The organism is Streptomyces sp. NPDC093510 (assembly GCF_040683555.1).
GTDB lineage: Bacteria > Actinomycetota > Actinomycetes > Streptomycetales > Streptomycetaceae > Streptomyces.
In genome coordinates, this window is sequence record NZ_JBFBEE010000001.1 from 404715 (window position 1) to 424826 (window position 20112).

Consider the following 20112-nt stretch of genomic DNA (forward strand, 5'->3'; position numbering starts at 1 on the left):
GATGGCCGCGCCGACCGGCGGCCGCGCCGGGGCGAGCCTGGTGCGGGCCGCGCTCGCCATCCACCAGCCGCCCACCGACCTCGGCGGGTCGATGGGCGGGCGGATCGGTGAGGTGGAGTTCCAGTTCAACCCGACGCAGCTGCAGATGGGGCGGTCGGCGGAGTGGCGTACGCAGCGCGCCGTCGCCTATACGCGCGGCGCCCCGCCGAAGTTCACCGGCGCCGCTCCCGCCACGCTCCAGCTCGAAGTGTTCCTCGACTCCTCTGGCACCCCCAACGCGGGAAAGGTGCAGAAGCAGGTGGAGCTGCTCCTCTCGTGCTGTGAGGTGACGCCGCAGAGCGTCACCTCCAAGCGGCCGTCGCCGCCGTGGGTGCGGTTCTCGTGGGGGTCGTTCAACACGGTCCAGTTCGTGGCGTACGTGACCAACGTCAGTGCCACGTACACCCTGTTCAATCCGACCGGTGAGCCGATCCGCGCCACCTGTTCGCTCGCGCTCACCGAGGTCGCGATGCCCACCAAGGGGCAGAACCCGACCTCGGGCGCGCTCTCCGCGCGCCGTGTGCACCGCACCGTCGCCGGTGACTCGCTGGCGTCGCTGGCCTGGCGGGAGTACGGCGACGCCACGCGCTGGCGGCTGATCGCGGAGGCCAACGACATCGACGACCCGATGCGGCTGCGGCCCGGCACCGAGCTGCTGCTGCCCGCCGCCGACGAGGCCCGACCCGCATCCGACCTCTCCCCCGCGCCAGTGGAGTCCGCATGACCGAGAAGACGTACACGAGCGTCCTGCACGCCGAGATCGGCGGGTCCGTCCTGCCCGACAAGCTCGCCGTGCTGCTCGTCGAGGGCTGGGTGGACTCCAGCGTCAACGTGCCGTCCGCCTTCCAGCTGACCTTCGCCGACACCGGCGGGGACATCCTGGAGAAGTTCCCGCAGATCAAGGTGGGTGCGAAGGCCGTCCTCAGCCCGTTCACCGACGGGGTGCGCGGCAAGCCCATGCTGACCGGTGAGGTCACCGCCCTGGAGGTGGACGCGGACGGCGGAGGCAAATCCCTCGTCGTGCGCGGCTACGACCCGGGGCACCGGCTGCTGCGCAACCGGCGGGTGCAGGGTTACCCGAACATGACGGCCTCCGACATCGTGCGCCGCGTCGCCGGTCTCAACAAGGTCCGGCTCGGGAAGATCGACTCCACGCCGACGGTGTACGAACTGGCCACGCAGCCGAACATCACCGACTGGGACTTCCTCTCCCGGCTCGCCCAGGAGAACGACACCCACCTCTCCTTCGACGAGGAGGGGAAGCTGCGTTTCGCCAAGCTCAACCCCGCCGCGGGTGCGCCGTCCGACTCGACTCCGGCCGCGCAGAGCCCGTACGTCTTGGAGTTCGGGCACAACGCGCTGCACAGCCGGGTCGCGGTGACCGCCGCGGGGCAGGTCGCCACGGCCGGTGTGCGCGGCTGGGACATGCGGGCCAAGCGGGCCCTGTCGGCGCAGTCGCCGGCCGTCCGCAGCAAGGACATCGTCGCCGACATCACTCCGGCCCAGCTCTCGCAGCCGTTCGGCAGGGCCGAGCTGACGGAGACCGGGACGCCCTACACGACGCAGGCCCAGGTCACGCACGCGGCGCGGGCGTTGGCGGACGATGTGACGGGTTCCTTCGCGGAGCTCGAGGTCGCGGTCACCGGCAACCCCGAGCTGCGGCCGGGGCAGCCCGTGGCGTTGAAGGGCGCCGGGTTCCCGTTCGAGGGGAAGTACACGGCGACCGGAGTGCGTCATCTCTTCGAGTCCGGGCGGCAGTTCATGACGTGGCTGACCGTGTCGGGGCGGCAGTTCCGCTCCCTCTACGGTCTCGCCTCCGGTGGCGCGGACGCCGCGCCGCCGATGCCGGGCGTCGCGATGGCGCTGGTCAGCAACGCCAAGGACCCGCTCAGGCTGAACCGCGTCAAGCTGCGCTTCCCGTGGCTCTCGGACACCTACGAGAGCGACTGGTGCCGCATCGCGCAGCTGGGCGGGGTGCGGGGCGGCGGCCTGATGCTGCCCGAGGTGGGCGACGAGGTCCTGGTCGCCTTCGACCGGGGCTCGCTGGAGCATCCGTACGTGCTCGCAGGGCTGTACAACGGCCGGGACAAGCCGACGCCCAACACCGACGGTCTGCAGCCGATCGACCCGACCAGCGGCCGCGTCAACTGGCGTTCCATGGCCTCGCGCAGCGGTCACACCGTCGAGCTGGTGGACGCCAAGTCCCGTATGAAGAGCGGCATCCGGCTACAGACCGGCAACGGCCGTCTCACCGTCCACATGGACGAGACGCGGACCAGCGTCACCATTCGCAGCGACGGTTCCGTGTCGATCTCCGGGACGCGCAACGTCAGCATCAGGGCGGGTGGCAACCTGTCGCTGACCGCGGGCGGTTCGCTGACGATGAGCGCGGGCGGGGCGGTCGACATCAAGGCGGGCGCGAAGTTCGGCGTCAACGCGGGCGGCATGGCGGACATCAACGCGACCGGCGTCGTCAGCCTCAAGTCGGCGGGCGCGGTCGCCGTCAACGCGGTCGGCGCGGTCTCCGTGACCGCGGCGGGCGCCGTCGCCGTCAACGCTGGTGCGGCGGCCGCCATCACGTCGCCCGCGACCGTGGCGCTGACCGCACCGGCCGTGCTGCGCAACGGCATTCCGTTCTAAGGGGTCGACAGAGATGAGTGAACAGTTCGTCGGCGCGGGTTGGACGTTCCCGCTGCGCACGGACGCGGGCGGCGGCATCGCGCTGGCGCGGCGCGAGCGTGAGATCGAGGAGTCGATCCGGCTGGTGCTCGCCACCGCGCCGGGCGAGCGCCCGATGCGGCCCGAATTCGGCTGTGCCGTCCACGACATGGTGTTCGCGCCGGTCAACGAGGCGACGGCGGGGCGTATCCGGTACGAGGTGCGGTCCTCGCTCGACCGCTGGGAGCCGCGCATCGAGGTCCTGGACGTCGAGGTCAGTCCGGCCCCCGACGAACCGTCCGTCCTGTTCATCGACGTGAGCTACACCGTGCGCGGCACCAACAACCCGCGCAGTCTCGTCTTCCCCTTCTACGTGATCCCGTCCACGGAATCAGAGAGCGGAGTCTGAAGTCCGATGGCCCTGCCCGCACCCCACCTCGACGACCGGCGCTTCCAGCAGTTCGTCGACGACGCCAAGCGCTACATCCAGCAGCGCTGCCCGGAGTGGACCGATCACAATGTCTCCGACCCGGGTGTCACCCTCGTCGAGGCGGTCGCGCACATGGCCGACCAGATCGTCTACCGCCTCAACCGCGTACCGGAGAAGAACCACCTGGCCTTCCTCGACCTGCTCGGCGTCACCCTCTTCCCGCCCGCCGCCGCCCGCGCGGACGTCACCTTCTGGCTGTCCGCGCCGCAGGCCGAGCCGGTGGTCCTGCCCGCGGGCACGGAGGTGGCCACCGGCCGCACCGAGACCGAGGAGGCGGTGGCCTTCGCGACCGAGGCGGATCTGACCGTGGTGCCCTGCGAACTGGCCTCCGTGCTGCGGCAGGAGGAGGGCGGCACCCCGCAGGACTGCGGGCAGGACGTCTTCGGCGGCCGCGACGTGGCGGCCTTCGCTGCGGCCCCGCGCCCCGGTGACACGCTGCTCTTCGGGCTCAGCGCCGCGGTGCCGCGCTGCGCGGCCGTGCTGCAACTGGACAGCCGCGTGGACGGCGTCGGCGTCGACCCGCGCCAGCCGCCGCTGGTCTGGGAGGCGTGGACCGCGGACGGCTGGACCGAGTGCGAGGTCGACGAGGACTCCACCGGTGGCCTCAACCGGCCCGGCGAAGTCGTCCTGCACATCCCCGCGGGCCACATCGTGTCCCGCGTCGGGCGGCTCGACGCGGGCTGGCTGCGCTGCCGGGTGGTCGAGGCCGCCAAGGGCCAGCCGTTCTACAGCGCCTCGCCGACCGTGCGGGCCGCGTCCGCGTACACCATCGGCGGCACGACCACCGTCGCGCACGCGGACGTCGTACGCGACGAGCTCCTCGGCGACTCCACGGGCGTCCCCGGACAGCGCGTCCGGCTGGCCCAGGCCCCGGTCGTCGCCGACCGGCCGCCGCTGGTCCTGGAGATCTCCGACGGCGAGGGGGCGGGCTGGGCCGAGTGGCAGGTCGTGGACGACTTCGCCTCATCGGGACCGTACGACCCCCACGTCACCCTGGACGCGGCGACCGGCGAGATCGCCTTCGGGCCCGCGGTGCGCGAACCGGACGGCTCGCTGCGGCAGTTCGGCGCGGTACCCCAGAAGGGCGCCGCGATCCGCGCGACCCGCTACCGCACGGGCGGCGGCCGCACGGGCAACGTGGCGCGCGGCGCCATCCAGGTGCTGCGCAGCTCCATTCCGTACGTCGCCCGGGTGGAGAACCGCGAGGCGGCGCGCGGCGGTGTGGACGGCGAGACGGTGCAGGAGGCCAAGGTCCGCGCGCCGATCGCGCTGCGCGCGCAGGAGCGGGCGGTGACGGCGCGCGACTACGAGGAACTGGCGCGGCGTGCCGCCCCCGAGACGGCCCGCATCCACTGCCTGGCGGCGGACTCCGCGGAGGCCGGGGAGAACGCGGTCCGGGTCCTCGTCGTCCCCCAGGCCGTGCCGGACCGGGGCGGCAGGCTCCGCTTCGAGCAGCTGGTGCCCGGCGAGGAACTCCTCTCCCGCGTCACCCACTTCCTCGACGACCGCCGCCCGCTCGGCACGCGTCTCTCCGTCGGGCCGCCCTTCTATCAGGGCGTCACCGTCGTCGCCACGCTGCACTCCTTCCGCGCCGCGCAGGCCGAGCGGGTGCGGACCGAGGCGCTCGACGCGCTGTACGCCTACCTCGACCCGCTGAGCGGCGGGGCGCACGGCGAGGGCTGGCCGTTCGGCCGTCCGTTGCGCGCCGGGGAGATCTTCGCCGCGTTGCAGCGGGTCCCGGGCGTGGAGCTGGTCGACGAGGTCCTCCTCCATCCCGCCGATCCCCTCACGGGCCGCCGGGGCGACTCGACGGACCGCATCGACCTGGCCCCCTCGGCCCTCCTGTTCCCCTTCGACCACCGCGTCCGCGTGATCGAGGCCCGATGACGAGCCTGCGGAAGGGTGCCGTTCCGGCGGCGGGGTACCGGGGCGTGCTGCCGGAGGTGCGGTCCGCCCATCCCCTCGGGGAGCAGCTGCCCGCCGTGTTCGCCGACGACGACTTCGTGCTGCGTTTCGTCTCCGGTCTGGATGTCGTGCTCGCGCCCGTCTTCACCGTCCTCGACTGCCTGGAGGCGTACTTCACGCCCGCCCTGGCGCCCGAGGACTTCGTCGGCTGGCTGACGGACTGGGTCGGCACGGAGCTCGACGGCACCGAACCGCTGCGGACGCGCCGGCACGCCGTCGCCTCCGCCGTCGACCTGCACCGCGTCCGCGGCACCCGCCGCGGTCTTTCCGCCGCCGTCGAACTCGCCTTCGGGGTACGGCCGGAGATCACGGAGAGCGGCGGAGCGACCTGGTCCGCGCGCCCGCTCGGCGCCTTCCCCGGCACCCCGCGCCCCGCACTGCACGTCACCCTGCGCGTACGGGACCCCGCTTCGGTGGATCCGCACCGGCTGCGGTCCGTCGTCGCGGCGGCCCGCCCCGCCCACCTCCCCTTCACGGCCGAGGTGACCACCACACCTTCCCCTGAAGGGACCTAGAAATGCCCGCCCAGTCCGACCAGCCACCGACAAACGATCAGCCCAGGACGAACGAGATGCCGAACTCCTCCGCCACCACGCGCCCGTGCCCCGAGTGCGGCACCCCGGTCCGCCAGCGCGGCCAGTCCTTCTGCGACTCCTGCGGCGCCTTCCTCCGCTGGGACACCCCGGCCGGTGTCACGGGCCCCTCTGCGGACACCGCCGCCGACGCTCCGGAGACGTCGCCCCCCGCCGCGGCCGGTGCCGCCGACACCACCGTCCCGCTGCCGTCGGCCGGTCCCCCGGAGCCGCCCGCGGGATCGCCCGCCACGTCGTCGGCGCCCTCGTCCGCGCCTTCGTCCGCGCCTTCGTCCTCCTCGGACACGGCGATACGGTCGCTGCTCGTGCCGGTGCCGGAGAACGAGGCCGTCGCGCCGCCGGAGACGCCGGGCAGTGTGCTGCCGGGCAGGCCCGAGGCGGCCCGGCCCCGCGTACGGCAGGCCGCCGTGCCCGTCGAGCCGGAGTCCGGTGCGCCGTGCCCGAGCTGCGGTACGCCCAACGCCCCCCGTCGGCACTTCTGCCGCAGCTGCGCGAACCCCCTCAGGGAGTCCACGGCCCCGGCCGCCGAGGGCCCGTACGCCGGTCAGCGGCCCCGGCTGAATCGCGACCGCACCCGCTGGATCGCCCGTGCCGTGGGCATCGCGGTGGTCGCCGGTCTCGTCATCGGTGGAATCTTCGGCGGGCCGCCCGCCGCGCGGGCCGTGCAGGACCACTTCGCCAAGCGGGTCCCCGTCCACCCCAACGACTACAGCGCCTCGCACTCCGCGCCCAAGCAGGCGGCCAAGCTCGCCTTCGACGGCTACAGCAACACCTGGTGGGGAACGGGCTACTCGGGCGACTCGGCGGGCCAGTGGCTGCAGGCCGACTTCGGCCAGCCCACCGACCTGCTCAACCTGCTGATCACGCCGGGCACTTCGCCACGCAGCGCGCAGGCCGCCGCGCAGGCGAGGCCGATGGAGTTCGACCTGGTGGTCAGCGACTCGGCGGGCAAGGAGCACACGATGCACCGCCGCATCAACGACGGCGGCGTGCAGAAGGTCGACGTACGCGTGCGGGACGCGGTGAGCGCCCGGCTGATCCTGCGCTCCGCCTACGGCGCGGGCAAGGGCCGCCAGGTGGCCGTCGCGGAGCTGGAGTTCTTCGGCCGCTCGACCGGGCAGTGACGGCAGGTCCGGGGCGGTGCCACCACCGGCCCCGGACCGCTGTCGGCGCTCGGTCAGACGCGGTCAGCCGCGATCATCACGTACTGGAACGAACCGTCCCTGTACGAGTTGATGAAGGCCTCCTCGATGCCGGTGACCAGTGAGGACGTCGCCCGCAGCTCCCAGTAGGGCAGGGTCGCGTCGGTCAGGTCGACGATGGCCTGCGGCACGAGGCGGTTGTCGGCCATGGCCTTCAGGTACTCCCTGCGGGAGTGGATGTTGCACTCGAAGTGCGCGTTGATCTGGGAGACCCACTTCGAGGGCTGGCCGTACCGCGGGTTCCAGCACCCGGTGATGGTCACGTACCGGCCACCGGGCGCGAGGATGCGGGAGTGCTCGGCGAAGAGGTCGTCCAGGTCGACGTACATGCTCGACTCGTTGTTCCACGAGGCCGCCGCCTGACCCGTCTCGAAGGGCGTGGCGAGCATGTTGCACACGCGGGCGTGGACGTGGTCGTCGATGCCGAGATCCCGGGCGCGCCCGTTGGCGAAGTCGGCCTGCTTGGCCGACAAGGTGACGCCCTCGGCCTTGCACCCGAACCGCTGGTGGGCCATGACCATCGAGCCGCCCCGCCCGCAGCCCGCGTCCACGACCGTGTCGCCACGCCCGACCGGGCCGAGCTGTTCGAGGAGGACTTCGGTCTGCGCCGACTCGAGGCGGTGGAGCTCGGCGATCAGCCTCTTCTCGTACCCGCTGTCGTCGACGTTCCCGAGGGCGTCGTGGTCGACGTCGCCGATGCCGTAGTGATGGTGGTAGAGCCCGTCGACGTCGCCGAGGCGCAGGTTCACGGGCCTGGCCTCCCCGTCCCAGTAGCGGGCGATGTCCCCTTGATAGGGGGACGCCGGGGCGGGGATGGACAGGGACGTGCCGTTGGCGAGTTCGGTGCTGGTCACAGTGGTGTCGGCTCCTTACCAGAAGTCGGGCAGGCTGTAGCGGTAGGTGTTGGTCCGGTGCCAGTAGTGGTTGCCGTCGACCCAGGCGGCCACGCCCCGCAGGAAACGCTGCACGCTCGGGACGGGGCAGGCGGCCGCCAGGGCGGCGGCTTCTGCTTCGAAGTCGTGCATGAGGTCGTTGTGGACCTCGACCGCCTTCAAGTAGGCGTCCCGGTCCGAGACGTCCTCACGTTCGGCGATCACCACGGGCAGGTTCAGATGGCGGCCGGGGCTGTCGAGTTCCTTGGTGTAGGAGTAGAGGTCGTTCACGATGGTGGTGGCGTTGCCCGCGAGCGCGATGACCCGCTGCATGGCGGCCTGGGCGTGCAGGTCGGCCGGGAGTTCATAGCCGCCGACGGTGTCGGTGATCGTGGGGCAGGGCCGGAAGTTGTTGAACTGGCGCATCGCCAGGTACTCCCACACCTCCGGTACGTGGTCCGTCTGGGACCACGCGGCCTCGGCGAGGTAGCCCAGGTGCAGCCGTGCCATGTCGTGGCGGTACCGGTCGGCCTGCGAGTCGCTGGCCTGCTGGAGGAAGTACGCCATGGCGGAGCGGTAGGCGCGCCGCGGCGCGTCCGACTGGAGCGACTCCGTCCACCGCGGCTCGTACTCCTTCGTGGTGTGGAGCGGGTCGAGTGCCGTGTGGGCCAGCAGGAGCCTGCTGCCGAGTCCGACGGGCGAGCCGCCGTGGTCCTCGCAGTAGCAGTCGTCGACCGCGTTCTCCGCGACCATCAGCCGGGTGGCGATCATCAGGTGCTCGACGGTGGGGGCGTCCGGATGGCAGGCGACCATGTAGCGGCCGACGGAGAAGCCGTCGAACTGGTCCTCCCACTCCGGGGGGAACGCCTGTACCTCGTCCACCGCCCACGCCTTGATCCGGTGGCTGACCTCCGCCACCCGCTCGGGGTCGGGCGGTGGCACCGCGTGGTGGTAGAGCCCCGGGATCGCCTTGCCCTCGTCGGGCGCCTCGGGCTCCGGAGCGGCGGCGGGCTCCTCGGCCGGGGCCTCGGGTTCAGCGGGCGGGCGCAGACGGAGGCCCGCCGTGCCGAGACCGCTCGGGCCGCGCAGAATCCGTTCCAGGCCGGGGTCCGGAGGCGGGGCGGGCGCCGGTTGCGGGGCGGGAGGCGATGGCAGGGATGACAGGGCCGGGGTGGGTGGCAGGGCGAGGGTCGGTGGCAGGGCAGGCTTCGGTGGCTGGGCAGGGTCCGGTGGCAGGGGTGGCAGCCCGGTGTCGGGCATCCATGGCTCCTTGGTGAGTGCCGGGGCGGGCGGGACTTCCGACACAGGCCCTAGCCGCTCCTGCGGGCGATCTGCACGTTCTCCAGCACGCCGAGCGCGTCGGGCAGCAGGACGGCGGCCGAGTAGTACGCGGTGACCAGGTACGAGATGATCGCCTGCTCGCTCATGCCCATGAACCGCACCGACAGGCCCGGCTCGTACTCCTCCGGCAGGCCCGTCTGGTGCAGACCGATGACGCCCTGGTTCTCCTCGCCGGTACGCATCGCGAGGATCGAGCTGGTGTTGTCCTCGGTGATGGGGATCTTGTTGCAGGGCAGGATCGGCACACCGCGCCAGGCCGGGACCTGCTGGCCGCCGAGGTCGACGTTGTCCGGGTAGAGCCCGCAGGCGGTGAACCCGCGCCCGATGGCCGCGATCGTCCTGGGGTGCGCGAGGAAGAACTTGGTGCCGCGGCGGCGGCAGAGCAGATCGTCCAGGTCGTCCGGGGTGGGCGGGCCCGTGTGGCTCTGGATGCGCTGCTTGAAGGCGGCGTTGTGGAGCAGCCCGAACTCGCGGTTGTTGATCAGCTCGTGCTCCTGGCGCTCGCGCAGCGCCTCGATGGTGAGCCTGAGCTGTTCCTCGGTCTGGTTCATCGGCCCGTTGTAGAGGTCGGCGACCCTCGTGTGGACCCGCAGAACGGTCTGCGCGACGGAGAGTTCGTACTCCCGCGGGTTGAGTTCGTAGTCGACGAAGGCGCCGGGGAGCTGAGCCTCGCCGACGTGCCCGGACGACATCGCGATCTCGGCCTCGCCGTGCCGGGTCTGCCGCGGCAGGGCGCGCGAGGTGAACTGCCTGAGGTGGGCCTGGAGTCCCGGCGCCGTGGACGTGACGGCGGCGAAGTCGGCGCGGGAGAGGGTGAGCAGGGTGCCCGCGGTCCTCGCGGTGGCGGTGACCTTCCACCTGGCGTCGGGGTCCAGCAGGGCGTTCTCACCGAAGTGGCCTCCGTCGGCAAGTACGGCGACGTCGACCTCGTCGCCGTACTTACCGACGGAGGTCTGGCCGATCCGGCCGTGCGCGATCAGATGAATCCGGTCGGCGGGGGCGCCGCGCTCGACCAGCACCTCGCCGGCCCGGAAGTCGCGCTGCACGCACCGGTCGGCGAGCGCGGTCAGCACCTCCGCGTCGTCGAAGCCGCGCAGGACGGCCAGCTCGCCGAGCTCCCTGGGGACCACCCGGACCTCGGCGCCGTTCTGCAGGAACTCGATGCTCCCGTCGCCGACGGTGTAGGTCAGCCGGCGGTTCACCCGGTAGGCGCCGCCCTTGGTCTCCACCCACGGCAGCATCCGCAGCAGCCACCGCGAGGTGATCTCCTGCATCTGCGGGGCGGACTTGGTCGTGGTGGCGAGGTTGCGCGCAGCCGCTGTGCTCAGGGACTGCCGGGGCGGCTCCAGCCGCTCTTCGGGGCTGGTCTCAACGCTCATCAGGCGAGTCTCCTTTGTGACGTATCCGTCCAGATCCACGGGAAAGCTAACGGCCGCGGGGATCAACTCGCCTGAAAACGCTGTGCAGTTAATTCGATGCAGCGATCTTGCCGCGCATCAGGTTTATCCGGATGTCGGGTTTATCCGGCCACGGGGCCGGAAACCAGCACCAAGCGGAGTGACCGCCGGGCCCCGGAGGGGTGAGCCCGGCGGTCACGCACGGGGCAGGCCGTCGCCGGTCGGTCTACGACAGCTGCGACTGCACCTGCGAGGAGATGAGCTCCAGGTGGTCCAGGTCGGCCAGGTCCAGGCACTGGAGGTAGATGCGGCTCGCGCCGATCGCCTCGTACCGCCCGATCTTGTCGACGACCTCGGCGGGCGAACCCGCGAGGCCGTTCGCCTTGAGCTCGTCCACGTCGCGGCCGATCACCGCCGCCCGGCGGGCCACCTCCGCGTCGTCCTTGCCGACGCAGACCACCAGTGCGCTGGAGTACACCAGGTCGCCGCCCTTGCGCCCGGCCTGCTCGGCGGCCGCCCTGACCCGCCCGAACTGCCGCTCGCTGTCCTCCACCGAGGCGAAGGGGATGTTGAACTCGTCGGCGAACTGCGCGGCGAGGCGCGGGGTGCGGGTCGCGCCGTGGCCGCCGATCAGAACCGGCACCTTGCCCTGTGCGGGCTTGGGCAGGGCCGGGGAATCGGTGAGTTGGTAGTGCTTGCCGTCGTGGCTGAAGGTCTTGCCGACCTCCGTCGCCCAGAGTCCGGTGACGATCTCCAGCTGCTCTTCGAGGCGGGCGAACTTCTCCTTGGGGAAGGGGATGCCGTACGCCTTGTGCTCGTCCTCGAACCAGCCCGCACCCAGGCCCAGTTCCACCCTGCCGCCCGACATCTGGTCGACCTGTGCCACCTGGATCGCGAGGACGCCGGGCAACCTGAACGTACCGGCCGTCATCAGGGTGCCCAGCCTGATCCGCTTGGTCTCCCGGGCGAGCCCGGCGAGCGTGATCCAGGCGTCCGTCGGCCCGGGCAGGCCGTCGGCGGATCCCATGCGGAGGTAGTGGTCCGAGCGGAAGAAGGCGTCGAAGCCGAGGTCCTCGGTGGCCTTGGCCACGGTGAGCAGGGTGTCGTAGGTGGCCCCTTGCTGGGGCTCCGTGAAGATTCGAAGATCCATGGCTCCATCCTGCACGCTCGAACGCCCGTCAACCCCGTCGGTCCCGCCGGACCCCCGCCGCCTCGGTCGGGTGAAAAGCCGTCAACACGGCGGCGGCGCGGGTCCGCCCCAGTGACCCCGCCCGACGGGTGATCGTTGGCTCGGGCGGAGCCGGGCAGCCGGCACCCGCGCCGGCGGCCGCAGCCGGTGCGCCGTCTGCGTCATCCGCCTTCCCGCCGCGGGAGGGCAAGGGCCGAGGAGGCCGTCATGTCCCAGGAAGCCGCGCCCGAGCAGGAGGCCGCGCACGATGCGCCCGTGCCCGCACAGCAGGGCGCACCCAAGGGCCTGCTGCAGCAGATGGAGGAGTTGATGGCAGCGCTCAACGCGGATCTGACCCGGCTCGACGCCGATCTGCAGCAGTCCTCGCCGCCCGGAGCCCCCGCCGCGGGCGCCCGGCCGCAGGGCGACGACGAGCCCGGCCGCTTCTGAGGGCACCGGCGCTCCCCCGGGGCCGCCGCTCCCCCGCTCTTTTGCGGGGGCGGCGCCGAGCCGCCTCATGACGGCCCCGCCGCGGAGTCGGGCTCGGGCAGGCTCTCCGCCCGCACCGCGAGTCTGCGCAGCATCTCCAGGACCCGGTCCCTCGACTCGTCGGCGGCGTCGATCGCTTCCATGCACTGCCAGTACACCCCTTCCTCCTCGGCGCCCATGGCGACGCCGACGAGCGCGATGCCGACCTCGCCGAGGAGCCTGCCGAGGCCGAGCAGGACCTGATGTGCGTCGCCGGTCTCCGTCAGCCGCGCCGCCCGTATGTCCTCGGTCCCCAGCCGGGGGGCGTCGAGCACCCCGCAGGCTCTGCCCCCGACTTCGCTGAGGCCCAGCGCCTCGCCCCGTAACTCCGGCGGGCCGGCGACCGCGAGGTGGCTGCCGATCGCCTGCGCCAGCGCCTGCGACTGCCAGACCTCCACGACGATGTCCGCCGGATCCTGACTGCGCGCCAGGGCGCGGCGGTTCGCTTCGATGAGCCGCGTCGCGTTCATGTCCGACCCCCTCCCTGTCCACTACCCAGAGTGATGCCCATCGGGGCGAAAAGCCAGGGGAAGCCGGAATTCTGTGGACAAGTAATCGAGTTTGGACAAGCCATCCACTCCGGAGAGTGACGAAAATATCGGAAGGATCAATTCCAAGGGCGGTGCGGCGGGCCCGGAGAGGGGTCAGGGGCCCTCCGGGACCGGGAAGCGCTGCTCGTTCCGCTCGATCTTCGCGGCGAGCGCGGCAAGCACGTCGATCCCCAGGACCTCGCAGAACTGCAGCAGATACGCGAGGACATCGGCCACCTCGTCCGCCACCCGGGGCGCCCTGCCCGGGTCCTCCATCACGCGCGCGGACTCCTCGGGCGTCAGCCACTGGAAGATCTCCACCAGTTCCGACGCCTCCACGCTGAGCGCCGCGGCCAGGTTCTTCGGGGTGTGGTACTGCTTCCAGTCGCGCGCCGCCGCGAACTCGGCCAGCCTGCGCTGCAGTACCGCCACGTCAAGTTGTTCCGTCACGGCCCCAGGTCTACCACCGAGGCGCCCTCGGCGTCGGCCGCCCAGGACGCGTCCCCCACCGACCCCACCAGCCGGATGTGCCCGCGCTCGCAGGTGCGGGCCGCCAGTTCGCCGAGGGAACGGGCCTGCCGTGCGTCCAGGCGCCGGTCCAGGCCGTCGGCGAGGACCGTCAGGGTCTGGTACGCCTGCGGCACCTCGGCCACGGGGTCGACGGCGAGCACGCCGGGCCCGGTCAGCAGCACCAACGCCAGGGCGAGGAACCGCAACTCGCCGTCGCCGAGCCGCCCGAGAGGCGTGCGCACCCCGCAGCCCCGGTCGATGAAGGCGTGCACCGTGCCGTCCTCCACCTCCTCGGCGGACACGTCGGCGACCTGCCCCGCGCATCCGGAACGCACCGCCGAGACGAGCATCGCGTGCCGTGCCGCACACTCCGAGCGGGTGCGCCAGAGGACTTCGGCGAGGTTGTCGCAGCCTGCCAGGAGGCGGCCCGTGCCGACCAGTCCAGCGGGGACGGGGGCGCGCATGCGGCTGGGCCGCGGGTCGCAGGCGTACGCCGAGCGGAGCGCGACCACCACCTGTTCCGCCGCCGCGAGCACCAGCCGCTGTCCGTCCGTCTTGCCCGCCACGCGCAGCGGCACGAGCGCCGTGCCGAGCCGGTCGTCCGGCATGGGGGCGCGCGTCACGGGTGATGCGCCCGCGGTGTGCCAGGCCGCCTGGACCACGCGCCGGCCGGGGTCGCGCAGGGCTGTCTCGAGGAGGACGAGACCGTCGCGGGTCAGCCGCTCGCCCACGACGCGGAGTTCGGGTTCCGCCTGTACGGCGAGGTCGAGCCGGACCGAGCCCGCGGGTCCTTCGACCGTGCAGCCGATGCGGAAGCCGCGCCGTCGCTGGCCGTCGGCGCGGGCGCGCTCGGGCACGCACGCCACGGGGTCCGCGAAGACGTCGGGCAGTTCCGCTCCGGCGCAGAGCCGCGCCAGTGCCTCGTACGCGCCGAGCGCGCTGGACTTGCCGCTGCCGCTCGGCCCGGTGAGCAAGGTCATCGGGCCGAGCGGGAGCACTGTGGCGCGGTGTCCTGCGAAGGCGGAAAGGCGCAGTTCGGTGACCTGCGGCCGGTCCTGCCCCGCCGACGACTGCGCGGCCGACATCCGGGAATGCACCGTCATGTCCGGAAGGTAGGCGGCGGCGGAGCGGGCGAACCGTTACGCCCAACCGACCTTCCTACGATCGGGGGATTCCCCCTGAAGATCCTCCGCACCGGCCGCCGAGAGGCTACGCCGGTGCGGGGACCGGCCCTTACTGCTGGGAGACCGCCTCCACCAGACCCTGGACCTCCGTACCGGGAGGTGCCAGGAGGAAGACGTTCTTGTCGACCCGGTGCATGCCGCAGCCGAGGCCGAGGACCACACCGCTGCTGAAGTCCAGGACACGCTTGGCGACTTCGGTCTCGGCGCCGGTCAGGTCGAGGAGGACCGGGATCTGCGCCATCACGGTCTCGGCGACCTCGCGGGCGTCCGAGAACACGTTGACCCGCATCACGACGAAACGGCGCCGCGTCTCGGTCTCCGCGTCCGGCAGCGCGCGGTGTCCAGGCCACGAGGGCCATTCGTTGCGGCTGCGCAGCGGTACGACCTGGGCGAGCCCTTCCCACTGTTCATCGGTGACGTCGTGGCGCTGACTGCTGCTCACTTGCCCACCCCGTCCTGGCTCGCACTTGTTCTCTGCACCGGCCAATTCTTACGCCAACTCACCCGTTCAGCCCAACAGCGACACGGTCGCCGCCGCCGGCACGGCCCGGGTGCCCCTTCGCACCGGGTTTCAACGGCGTGAGCTTCGCCACCTCGCGGCTTCGGAGCGGGCCGGGTGCTCCGGTCCGAGGAACACCGTCACGTCCCGGCTGTCCGGGGCGGGGTGGGTGATCTGGTGCCAGCCGACGCGGCGGTAGAACCGGACCGCGTCGGTGGCGCGGGCCCCGGTCAGGAGCCAGCAGCGGCCGTCCGGTGCGTCTCGCGTCACCGCCGCGAGGAGGGCACGTCCGGCGCCGAGGCCGTGGGCGGTGGGCCGGACGGCGAGTTCGTCGATTTGGAGAGAGTCACCGAGCCAGTCGTGGGCGCGGGCCCCGAGAGCGGCGGTGACCAGGGGATACGAGCGGGTGTCGGGGAGCGGGCTGCCGGTCGTCCAGGCGGTCGTGAAGCCGATGAGGCGCGGCACACGGTCCGCGCCGGGGGCGTGCGCGCCGTCGTCGAGGGCGACCGCCGCGGTGAATCCGGGGCGAACGGCGTCGTCCGCGAGGCGTTTCAGGTACTGGTCCGCCTCGGCCGGGTCCTCGTTCCAGGGCGGCTGCGCGAAGGTCTCCGCGTAGACGGAACGTATGCCTTCGGCGTAGCGCGTGAGCAGTTCGGTGCCGGTCACCCGTCGGACGACGGGCCGCCGCCCCGTCACGCCGCCCGCCCGAAGGCCGCGCCGACGGGGTGGAGCGAAGCGAACTCCAGTGGCGCCGACGGGTCGATCGAGACATTCAGGGGTGCGGGGGCCGCGCCCGCGCGCACCAGCAGGTCGCCGACCGCCGCGATCATCGCGCCGTTGTCGGTGCAGAGCCGCGGCGGCGGGACGCGCAGCGCGATGCCCGCCGCCCGGCAGCGCTCCTCGGCGAGCGCGCGTACGCGTGAGTTGGCCGCGACGCCGCCGACCACGACGAGTGTGCCGACGCCGTGCTCGCGGCAGGCGGCGACCGCCTTGCGGGTGAGTACGTCGGCGACGGCCTCCTGGAGCGACGCCGCCCCGTCGGCGACCGGGAGCGGCCGCCCCGCGTGCCCTTCGGCCCAGCGCGCGGCGGCCGTCTTCAGTCCGGAGAAGGAGAAGGAGTGGGTGTGCGCTGCGTCGCGCTGGCCGGTCAGCGGGCGCGGGAAGGGGACGGCCGCAGGGTCTCCGTCGCGGGCCGCCCGGTCGATGGCGGGGCCGCCCGGATAGGGCAGTCCAAAGACCCTCGCGACCTTGTCGAAGCACTCGCCCGCCGCGTCGTCGAGGGTGTCGCCGAGGTGGACGATCGGGTCGCGCGCGAGGTCGCGTACGAGCAGGAGCGAGGTGTGGCCGCCGGAGACGATGAGGACCATGCAGGGGTCGGGCAGCGGGCCGTGCTCCAGGGTGTCGGCGGCGACGTGCCCGGCCAGGTGGTGCACGCCGTACAGCGGTACGTCCAGGGCGTACGCGAGGCTCTTCGCCCCGGCGAGTCCGACCTGGAGGGCGCCGGAGAGACCGGGCCCGGTCGTCACGGCCACCGCGCCGATGTCGGACATCCGCAGGCCGGCCTCGTCCAGGGCGCGGCGGACCACCGGGGTGAGCGCGTGGACGTGGGCGCGGGCGGCGATCTCCGGGACGACGCCGCCGTAGCGGGCGTGTTCGTCCATGCTCGACGCCACCGCGTGGCCGAGCAGCCGTCCCGCGCGGACGAGGCCCGCGCCGGTCTCGTCGCAGGACGACTCGATGCCGAGCACCACCGGAGAGCCCATCACGGGTTGGCCTTTCTGCCCTGGGGGCCGCACGGAACAGCCGTACGGCTTATGACTAGCACCTGCAACTCATTCGCAATAAGGGTACGCCGCCGGGTCGGCAGTAGAGTGCGGAGCTGCGCAGTCTCTCCCGAACCCCGAGGTCAGGTACCCGCAGTGACCCCCGCACCCTCCGCAGAACCACCGGCCGTCGCCGTCGTCGGGATCGGGGCCGACGGCTGGGACGGGCTCCCGGCCGCGTCGCGCGCCGCACTCGCCCAGGCCGAGGTGCTCATCGGCGGACCCCGCCAGCTGGAGCTGCTGCCCGCCGGACAGTGCGCGGGCGAGCGGGTGTCCTGGCCCTCTCCGCTGCGGCCCGCCGTGCCCGGCCTGCTCGCCGCCCACGCGGGCCGCCGCGTCGCCGTGCTCGCCAGCGGCGACCCCATGTTCCACGGCATCGGACGCGCCCTGACCGAGGAGCTCGGCGCCGCCGCGCTGCACGTGTTCCCGCACCCGTCCTCCGTCTCCCTCGCGTGCGCGCGCCTCGGCTGGCCCGTCGAGGACACGGAGGTCGTCACTCTCGTCGGCCGCCCCGCCGCCCGGCTCGCCGCCGCGCTGCACGACGGGCGCCGCGTCCTCGTGCTCAGCGCGAACGCGGACACGCCCGCCGAGGTCGCCGCCCTGCTGCGCGAGCGCGGCTTCGGCCCGAGCAGGCTCCGCGTCCTCGAACAGCTCGGCGGCGCGGGCGAGTCGACGCACGAAGGCGTCGCCGGCACCTGGTCGCACGCGCCCGGCGACGCCCTGAACGTCGTCGCGGTCGAGTGCCGCCGCTCCCCCGACGCACCGCGGCTCGGCGTCGTGCCGGGGCTGCCCGACACCGCGTACGAGAGCGACGGGCAGCTCACCAAGCGGTATGTCCGCGCCGCCACGCTCGCCGCGCTCGCGCCCGCCCCCGGCGAACTGCTCTGGGACGTGGGCGGCGGCTCCGGCTCGATCGCCGTGGAGTGGCTGCGGGCCCACCCGGCGTGCCGTGCCGTCACCATCGAGAAGAACCCCGTGCGCGCCGAGCGGATCACCCGCAACGCCGAGCGGCTCGGTGTGCCGGGGCTGCGCGTCGTCACCGGCGCGGCACCCGACGCGCTCGCCGGACTCCCCACGCCCGACGCCGTGTTCATCGGCGGCGGCCTCACCGCGCCCGGCCTCCTCGACGCGGCCCTGGCCGCCCTGCCGCCCGGCGGGCGCCTCGTCGCCAACACCGTCACGCTGGAGTCCGAGGCGCTGCTCACGGAGTACTACCGGCGCCACGGCGGCGAGTTGGTGCGGCTCGCCGTCGCACAGGCCGTCCCCGTGGGCGGCTTCACCGGGTGGCGGCAGGCCATGCCGGTCACCCAATGGTCCGTCACCAAGTCCGACCAAGGCCCAGATCCGTCCAGGGCCCAGCAAGCAGGAGTTGACCAGAGATGACCGTGTACTTCATCGGCGCGGGACCCGGCGCCGCCGACCTGATCACGGTCCGCGGCGCGCGGCGGATCGCCGCCTGCCAGGTCTGCCTGTACGCGGGCAGCCTGGTGCCGCGCGAACTGCTCGCCGAATGCCCCGACGGGGCGCAGCTCGTGGACACCGCGCAGCTCAACCTGGACGAGATCACCGCCGCGTTGGTCGACGCGCACGAGCGGGGGCTCGACGTGGCGCGGCTGCACTCGGGCGACCCGTCCGTGTTCAGTGCGGTGGCCGAGCAGATGCGGCGGCTCGACGCGGCCGGTGTGCCCTATGAAGTGGTGCCCGGCGTACCGGCGTTCGCCGCGGCGGCGGCCGCGCTGAAGCGGGAGCTGACCGTGCCGACCGTCGGCCAGACCGTCATCCTCACGCGGATCGCGCAGCGGGCGACAGCCATGCCCGAGGGCGAGGACCTGGCGACGCTCGGCCGCAGTGGCGCGCTGCTCGTCCTCCACTTGGCCGCGGGGTACGTCGACCGCGTGGTCGAGGAACTCCTGCCGCACTACGGCGCCGACTGCCCCACCGCGGTGGTCGCCCTCGCCAGCCGGCCCGACGAGGTGATCCTGCGGGGCACGCTGGACTCCATCGCGGGCCAGGTCAAGGAGGCGGGGATCGTGCGGACCGCCGTCATCATGGTGGGGCGGACACTGGGCGCCTCGCAGTTCCGTGACAGTCACCTGTACTCGGCGGAGCGGGACCGTCACGTCTGCTGACGGCGGCCCGTAGCGCTACTTGACGGCGGCCCGTAGCGCTACTTGAGGGCGCTGCGGCCCACGACCGTGCCGGCCCGGTCGATGCAGATGACGTCGACCGCGACCGGGGCGCCCCGCAGCACCGCGAGCGCCTCGTCGCAGGCCGTCTCCGCGACCAGGTCGCCGAGCGGCACCCCGGCCGCCGCGCACAACTGCAGTGCCGCGAGGCCCGTGTTGGCGACGGCGACCTGCCCGGCGAGCTCCTCGGAGGCCCCGCCGCGCCGGGCCAGACCGGCCAGGAAGCCCTTGTCGACCTGGGAGCGGGCCGAGTGCAGGTCGAGGTGGCCCGCCGCGAGCTTCGACAGCTTGGCGAAGCCGCCGCAGACGGTGAGGCGGTCCACGGGATGGCGGCGTACGTACTTCAGGACGGCGCCCGCGAAGTCCCCCATGTCGAGGAGGGCGTCCTCGGGCAGTCCGTACTCGGCGACGACGGTCTTCTCCGACGTCGACCCGGTGCACCCGGCGACATGCGTGCGCCCGGCCGCCCGCGCCACATCCACGCCCCGCCGGATCGAGTCGATCCACGCCGAGCAGGAGTACGGGACGACGATGCCGGTCGTCCCGAGGACGGACAGGCCGCCGAGGATGCCGAGCCGCGGGTTCCAGGTGGAGCGGGCGATCTCCTCGCCGTGGTCGACGGAGAGGGTGATCTCGACGTCGGGCGTGGTGCCGGCCCGGTCGGCCACCAGCGCCACGTGGTCCCGCATCATCTGCCGCGGCACGGGGTTGACCGCGGGCTCGCCCACCTCCAGCGGCAGACCGGGGCGGGTGACGGTGCCCACGCCGGGGCCCGCCTTGAAGACGACGCCCGCGCCCGTCGGCAGCCGCCGGACCGTGGACCGCACCAGCGCGCCGTGCGTGACGTCCGGGTCGTCGCCCGCGTCCTTGACGATGCCCGCCATGGCGTACGCGTCCGTCAGCTCCTCGGCGGCGAGCGCGAAGGCGGGCGTCTGCCCCTTGGGCAGCGTGATGGTCACCGGGTCGGGGAAATCGCCGGTGAGCAGCGCCGTGTACGCGGCCGTGGTGGCGGCGGTCGCACAGGCTCCGGTCGTCCAGCCGGGCCGCAGACCGGTGTGCTTGAGTTGGGCGCTGCGACCGCCCGCGGCCTCGCCCGCCCCGCTTGCCTTACTCATGAATGGAACCGA

Annotated in this window: 21 protein-coding genes; 9 read left to right on the top strand and 12 right to left on the bottom strand. The window is 72.9% G+C overall.

Features of this window, described 5'->3' with window-relative positions; genetic code table 11:
• The first annotated feature begins 1 nt into the window (after position 1).
• The 5 genes from AB0N81_RS01610 to AB0N81_RS01630 are packed head-to-tail and all read left to right on the top strand — an operon-like array spanning position 2 to position 5667.
• Positions 2–763: a LysM peptidoglycan-binding domain-containing protein gene (locus AB0N81_RS01610; RefSeq protein WP_365354638.1), complete on the top strand. Its 762-nt coding sequence runs from the start codon at positions 2–4 to the stop codon at positions 761–763.
• Positions 760–2679, top strand: a complete 1920-nt coding sequence (locus AB0N81_RS01615; protein WP_365354639.1) for a VgrG-related protein — start codon at positions 760–762, stop codon at positions 2677–2679. Before AB0N81_RS01610 ends, AB0N81_RS01615 begins: the two co-directional genes overlap by 4 nt.
• 13 nt (positions 2680–2692) lie before the next feature.
• Complete coding sequence (locus tag AB0N81_RS01620) at positions 2693–3106, top strand: GPW/gp25 family protein (RefSeq protein ID WP_365354641.1); 414 nt, start codon at positions 2693–2695, stop codon at positions 3104–3106.
• Between the two features lie 6 nt (positions 3107–3112).
• Positions 3113–5074, top strand: a complete 1962-nt coding sequence (locus AB0N81_RS01625) for a putative baseplate assembly protein (RefSeq protein WP_365354642.1) — start codon at positions 3113–3115, stop codon at positions 5072–5074.
• Positions 5071–5667, top strand: a complete 597-nt coding sequence (locus AB0N81_RS01630) for a phage tail protein (protein ID WP_365354643.1) — start codon at positions 5071–5073, stop codon at positions 5665–5667. The genes AB0N81_RS01625 and AB0N81_RS01630 overlap by 4 nt, the downstream gene beginning before the upstream one ends.
• 37 nt (positions 5668–5704) lie before the next feature.
• On the opposite strand, the gene AB0N81_RS01635 is transcribed toward AB0N81_RS01630, so the two are convergent.
• Complete coding sequence (locus AB0N81_RS01635; RefSeq protein WP_365354645.1) at positions 5705–6031, bottom strand: hypothetical protein; 327 nt, start codon at positions 6029–6031, stop codon at positions 5705–5707.
• A 19-nt stretch (positions 6032–6050) separates the two neighbouring features.
• Here AB0N81_RS01635 and AB0N81_RS01640 point away from each other — a divergent pair, with 19 nt between their 5' ends.
• Positions 6051–6869, top strand: coding sequence for a discoidin domain-containing protein (locus tag AB0N81_RS01640; RefSeq protein WP_365354646.1), 819 nt, complete (start codon positions 6051–6053; stop codon positions 6867–6869).
• 53 nt (positions 6870–6922) lie between these two features.
• Here the strand turns inward: AB0N81_RS01640 and AB0N81_RS01645 are convergent, their stop codons facing one another.
• The 4 genes from AB0N81_RS01645 to AB0N81_RS01660 form a co-directional block, all read right to left on the bottom strand.
• Positions 6923–7801 (bottom strand): geranyl diphosphate 2-C-methyltransferase, encoded by an 879-nt coding sequence (locus AB0N81_RS01645; RefSeq protein WP_365354648.1) that lies wholly within the window; start codon positions 7799–7801, stop codon positions 6923–6925.
• A gap of 15 nt (positions 7802–7816) precedes the next feature.
• Positions 7817–9079: a family 2 encapsulin nanocompartment cargo protein terpene cyclase gene (locus AB0N81_RS01650; RefSeq protein WP_365354649.1), complete on the bottom strand. Its 1263-nt coding sequence runs from the start codon at positions 9077–9079 to the stop codon at positions 7817–7819.
• 50 nt (positions 9080–9129) lie between these two features.
• The gene (locus AB0N81_RS01655; protein ID WP_365354650.1) at positions 9130–10539 is read right to left on the bottom strand and encodes a family 2B encapsulin nanocompartment shell protein; all 1410 of its coding nucleotides are present in this window, start codon (positions 10537–10539) and stop codon (positions 9130–9132) included.
• Positions 10540–10783: 244 nt separating this feature from the next.
• Entirely contained in the window at positions 10784–11707 is a 924-nt protein-coding gene (locus AB0N81_RS01660; RefSeq protein WP_365354651.1) for an LLM class F420-dependent oxidoreductase, read from the bottom strand.
• A 246-nt stretch (positions 11708–11953) separates the two neighbouring features.
• On the opposite strand from AB0N81_RS01660, the gene AB0N81_RS01665 reads away from it, so the two are divergent.
• Positions 11954–12175, top strand: a complete 222-nt coding sequence (locus AB0N81_RS01665) for a hypothetical protein (protein WP_365354653.1) — start codon at positions 11954–11956, stop codon at positions 12173–12175.
• A 65-nt stretch (positions 12176–12240) separates the two neighbouring features.
• On the opposite strand, the gene AB0N81_RS01670 is transcribed toward AB0N81_RS01665, so the two are convergent.
• The 6 genes from AB0N81_RS01670 to tsaD all read right to left on the bottom strand — a co-directional run bounded on the left by AB0N81_RS01670 (position 12241) and on the right by tsaD (position 16739).
• Positions 12241–12723, bottom strand: a complete 483-nt coding sequence (locus AB0N81_RS01670) for a DUF6099 family protein (RefSeq protein ID WP_365354654.1) — start codon at positions 12721–12723, stop codon at positions 12241–12243.
• A gap of 174 nt (positions 12724–12897) precedes the next feature.
• On the bottom strand, positions 12898–13233 hold the full coding sequence (locus AB0N81_RS01675) for a nucleotide pyrophosphohydrolase (protein WP_365354656.1): 336 nt from the start codon (positions 13231–13233) through the stop codon (positions 12898–12900).
• Positions 13230–14396 (bottom strand): ATP-binding protein, encoded by a 1167-nt coding sequence (locus AB0N81_RS01680; protein WP_365354658.1) that lies wholly within the window; start codon positions 14394–14396, stop codon positions 13230–13232. The genes AB0N81_RS01675 and AB0N81_RS01680 overlap by 4 nt, the downstream gene beginning before the upstream one ends.
• A 130-nt stretch (positions 14397–14526) precedes the next feature.
• Positions 14527–14919 carry a cell division protein SepF gene (locus tag AB0N81_RS01685; protein WP_365354659.1) on the bottom strand — a complete coding sequence of 131 codons (393 nt, stop codon included), beginning with the start codon at positions 14917–14919 and terminating at the stop codon, positions 14527–14529.
• A 129-nt stretch (positions 14920–15048) separates the two neighbouring features.
• Positions 15049–15642, bottom strand: coding sequence for a GNAT family N-acetyltransferase (locus tag AB0N81_RS01690; protein WP_365354661.1), 594 nt, complete (start codon positions 15640–15642; stop codon positions 15049–15051).
• Positions 15643–15668: 26 nt separating this feature from the next.
• Positions 15669–16739 (bottom strand): tRNA (adenosine(37)-N6)-threonylcarbamoyltransferase complex transferase subunit TsaD, encoded by a 1071-nt coding sequence (gene tsaD, locus AB0N81_RS01695; RefSeq protein ID WP_365354663.1) that lies wholly within the window; start codon positions 16737–16739, stop codon positions 15669–15671.
• Positions 16740–16895: 156 nt separating this feature from the next.
• Between tsaD and cbiE the strand changes: the two genes are divergently transcribed.
• Both cbiE and cobM read left to right on the top strand, forming a co-directional pair.
• Complete coding sequence (gene cbiE, locus AB0N81_RS01700; protein WP_365354666.1) at positions 16896–18182, top strand: precorrin-6y C5,15-methyltransferase (decarboxylating) subunit CbiE; 1287 nt, start codon at positions 16896–16898, stop codon at positions 18180–18182.
• Positions 18179–18928: a precorrin-4 C(11)-methyltransferase gene (gene cobM, locus AB0N81_RS01705; protein WP_365354668.1), complete on the top strand. Its 750-nt coding sequence runs from the start codon at positions 18179–18181 to the stop codon at positions 18926–18928. The genes cbiE and cobM overlap by 4 nt, the downstream gene beginning before the upstream one ends.
• 38 nt (positions 18929–18966) lie before the next feature.
• Here cobM and AB0N81_RS01710 read toward each other — a convergent pair whose 3' ends face one another.
• Positions 18967–20100, bottom strand: a complete 1134-nt coding sequence (locus tag AB0N81_RS01710) for a cobalt-precorrin-5B (C(1))-methyltransferase (protein ID WP_365354670.1) — start codon at positions 20098–20100, stop codon at positions 18967–18969.
• Between the last annotated feature and the right edge of the window lie 12 nt (positions 20101–20112).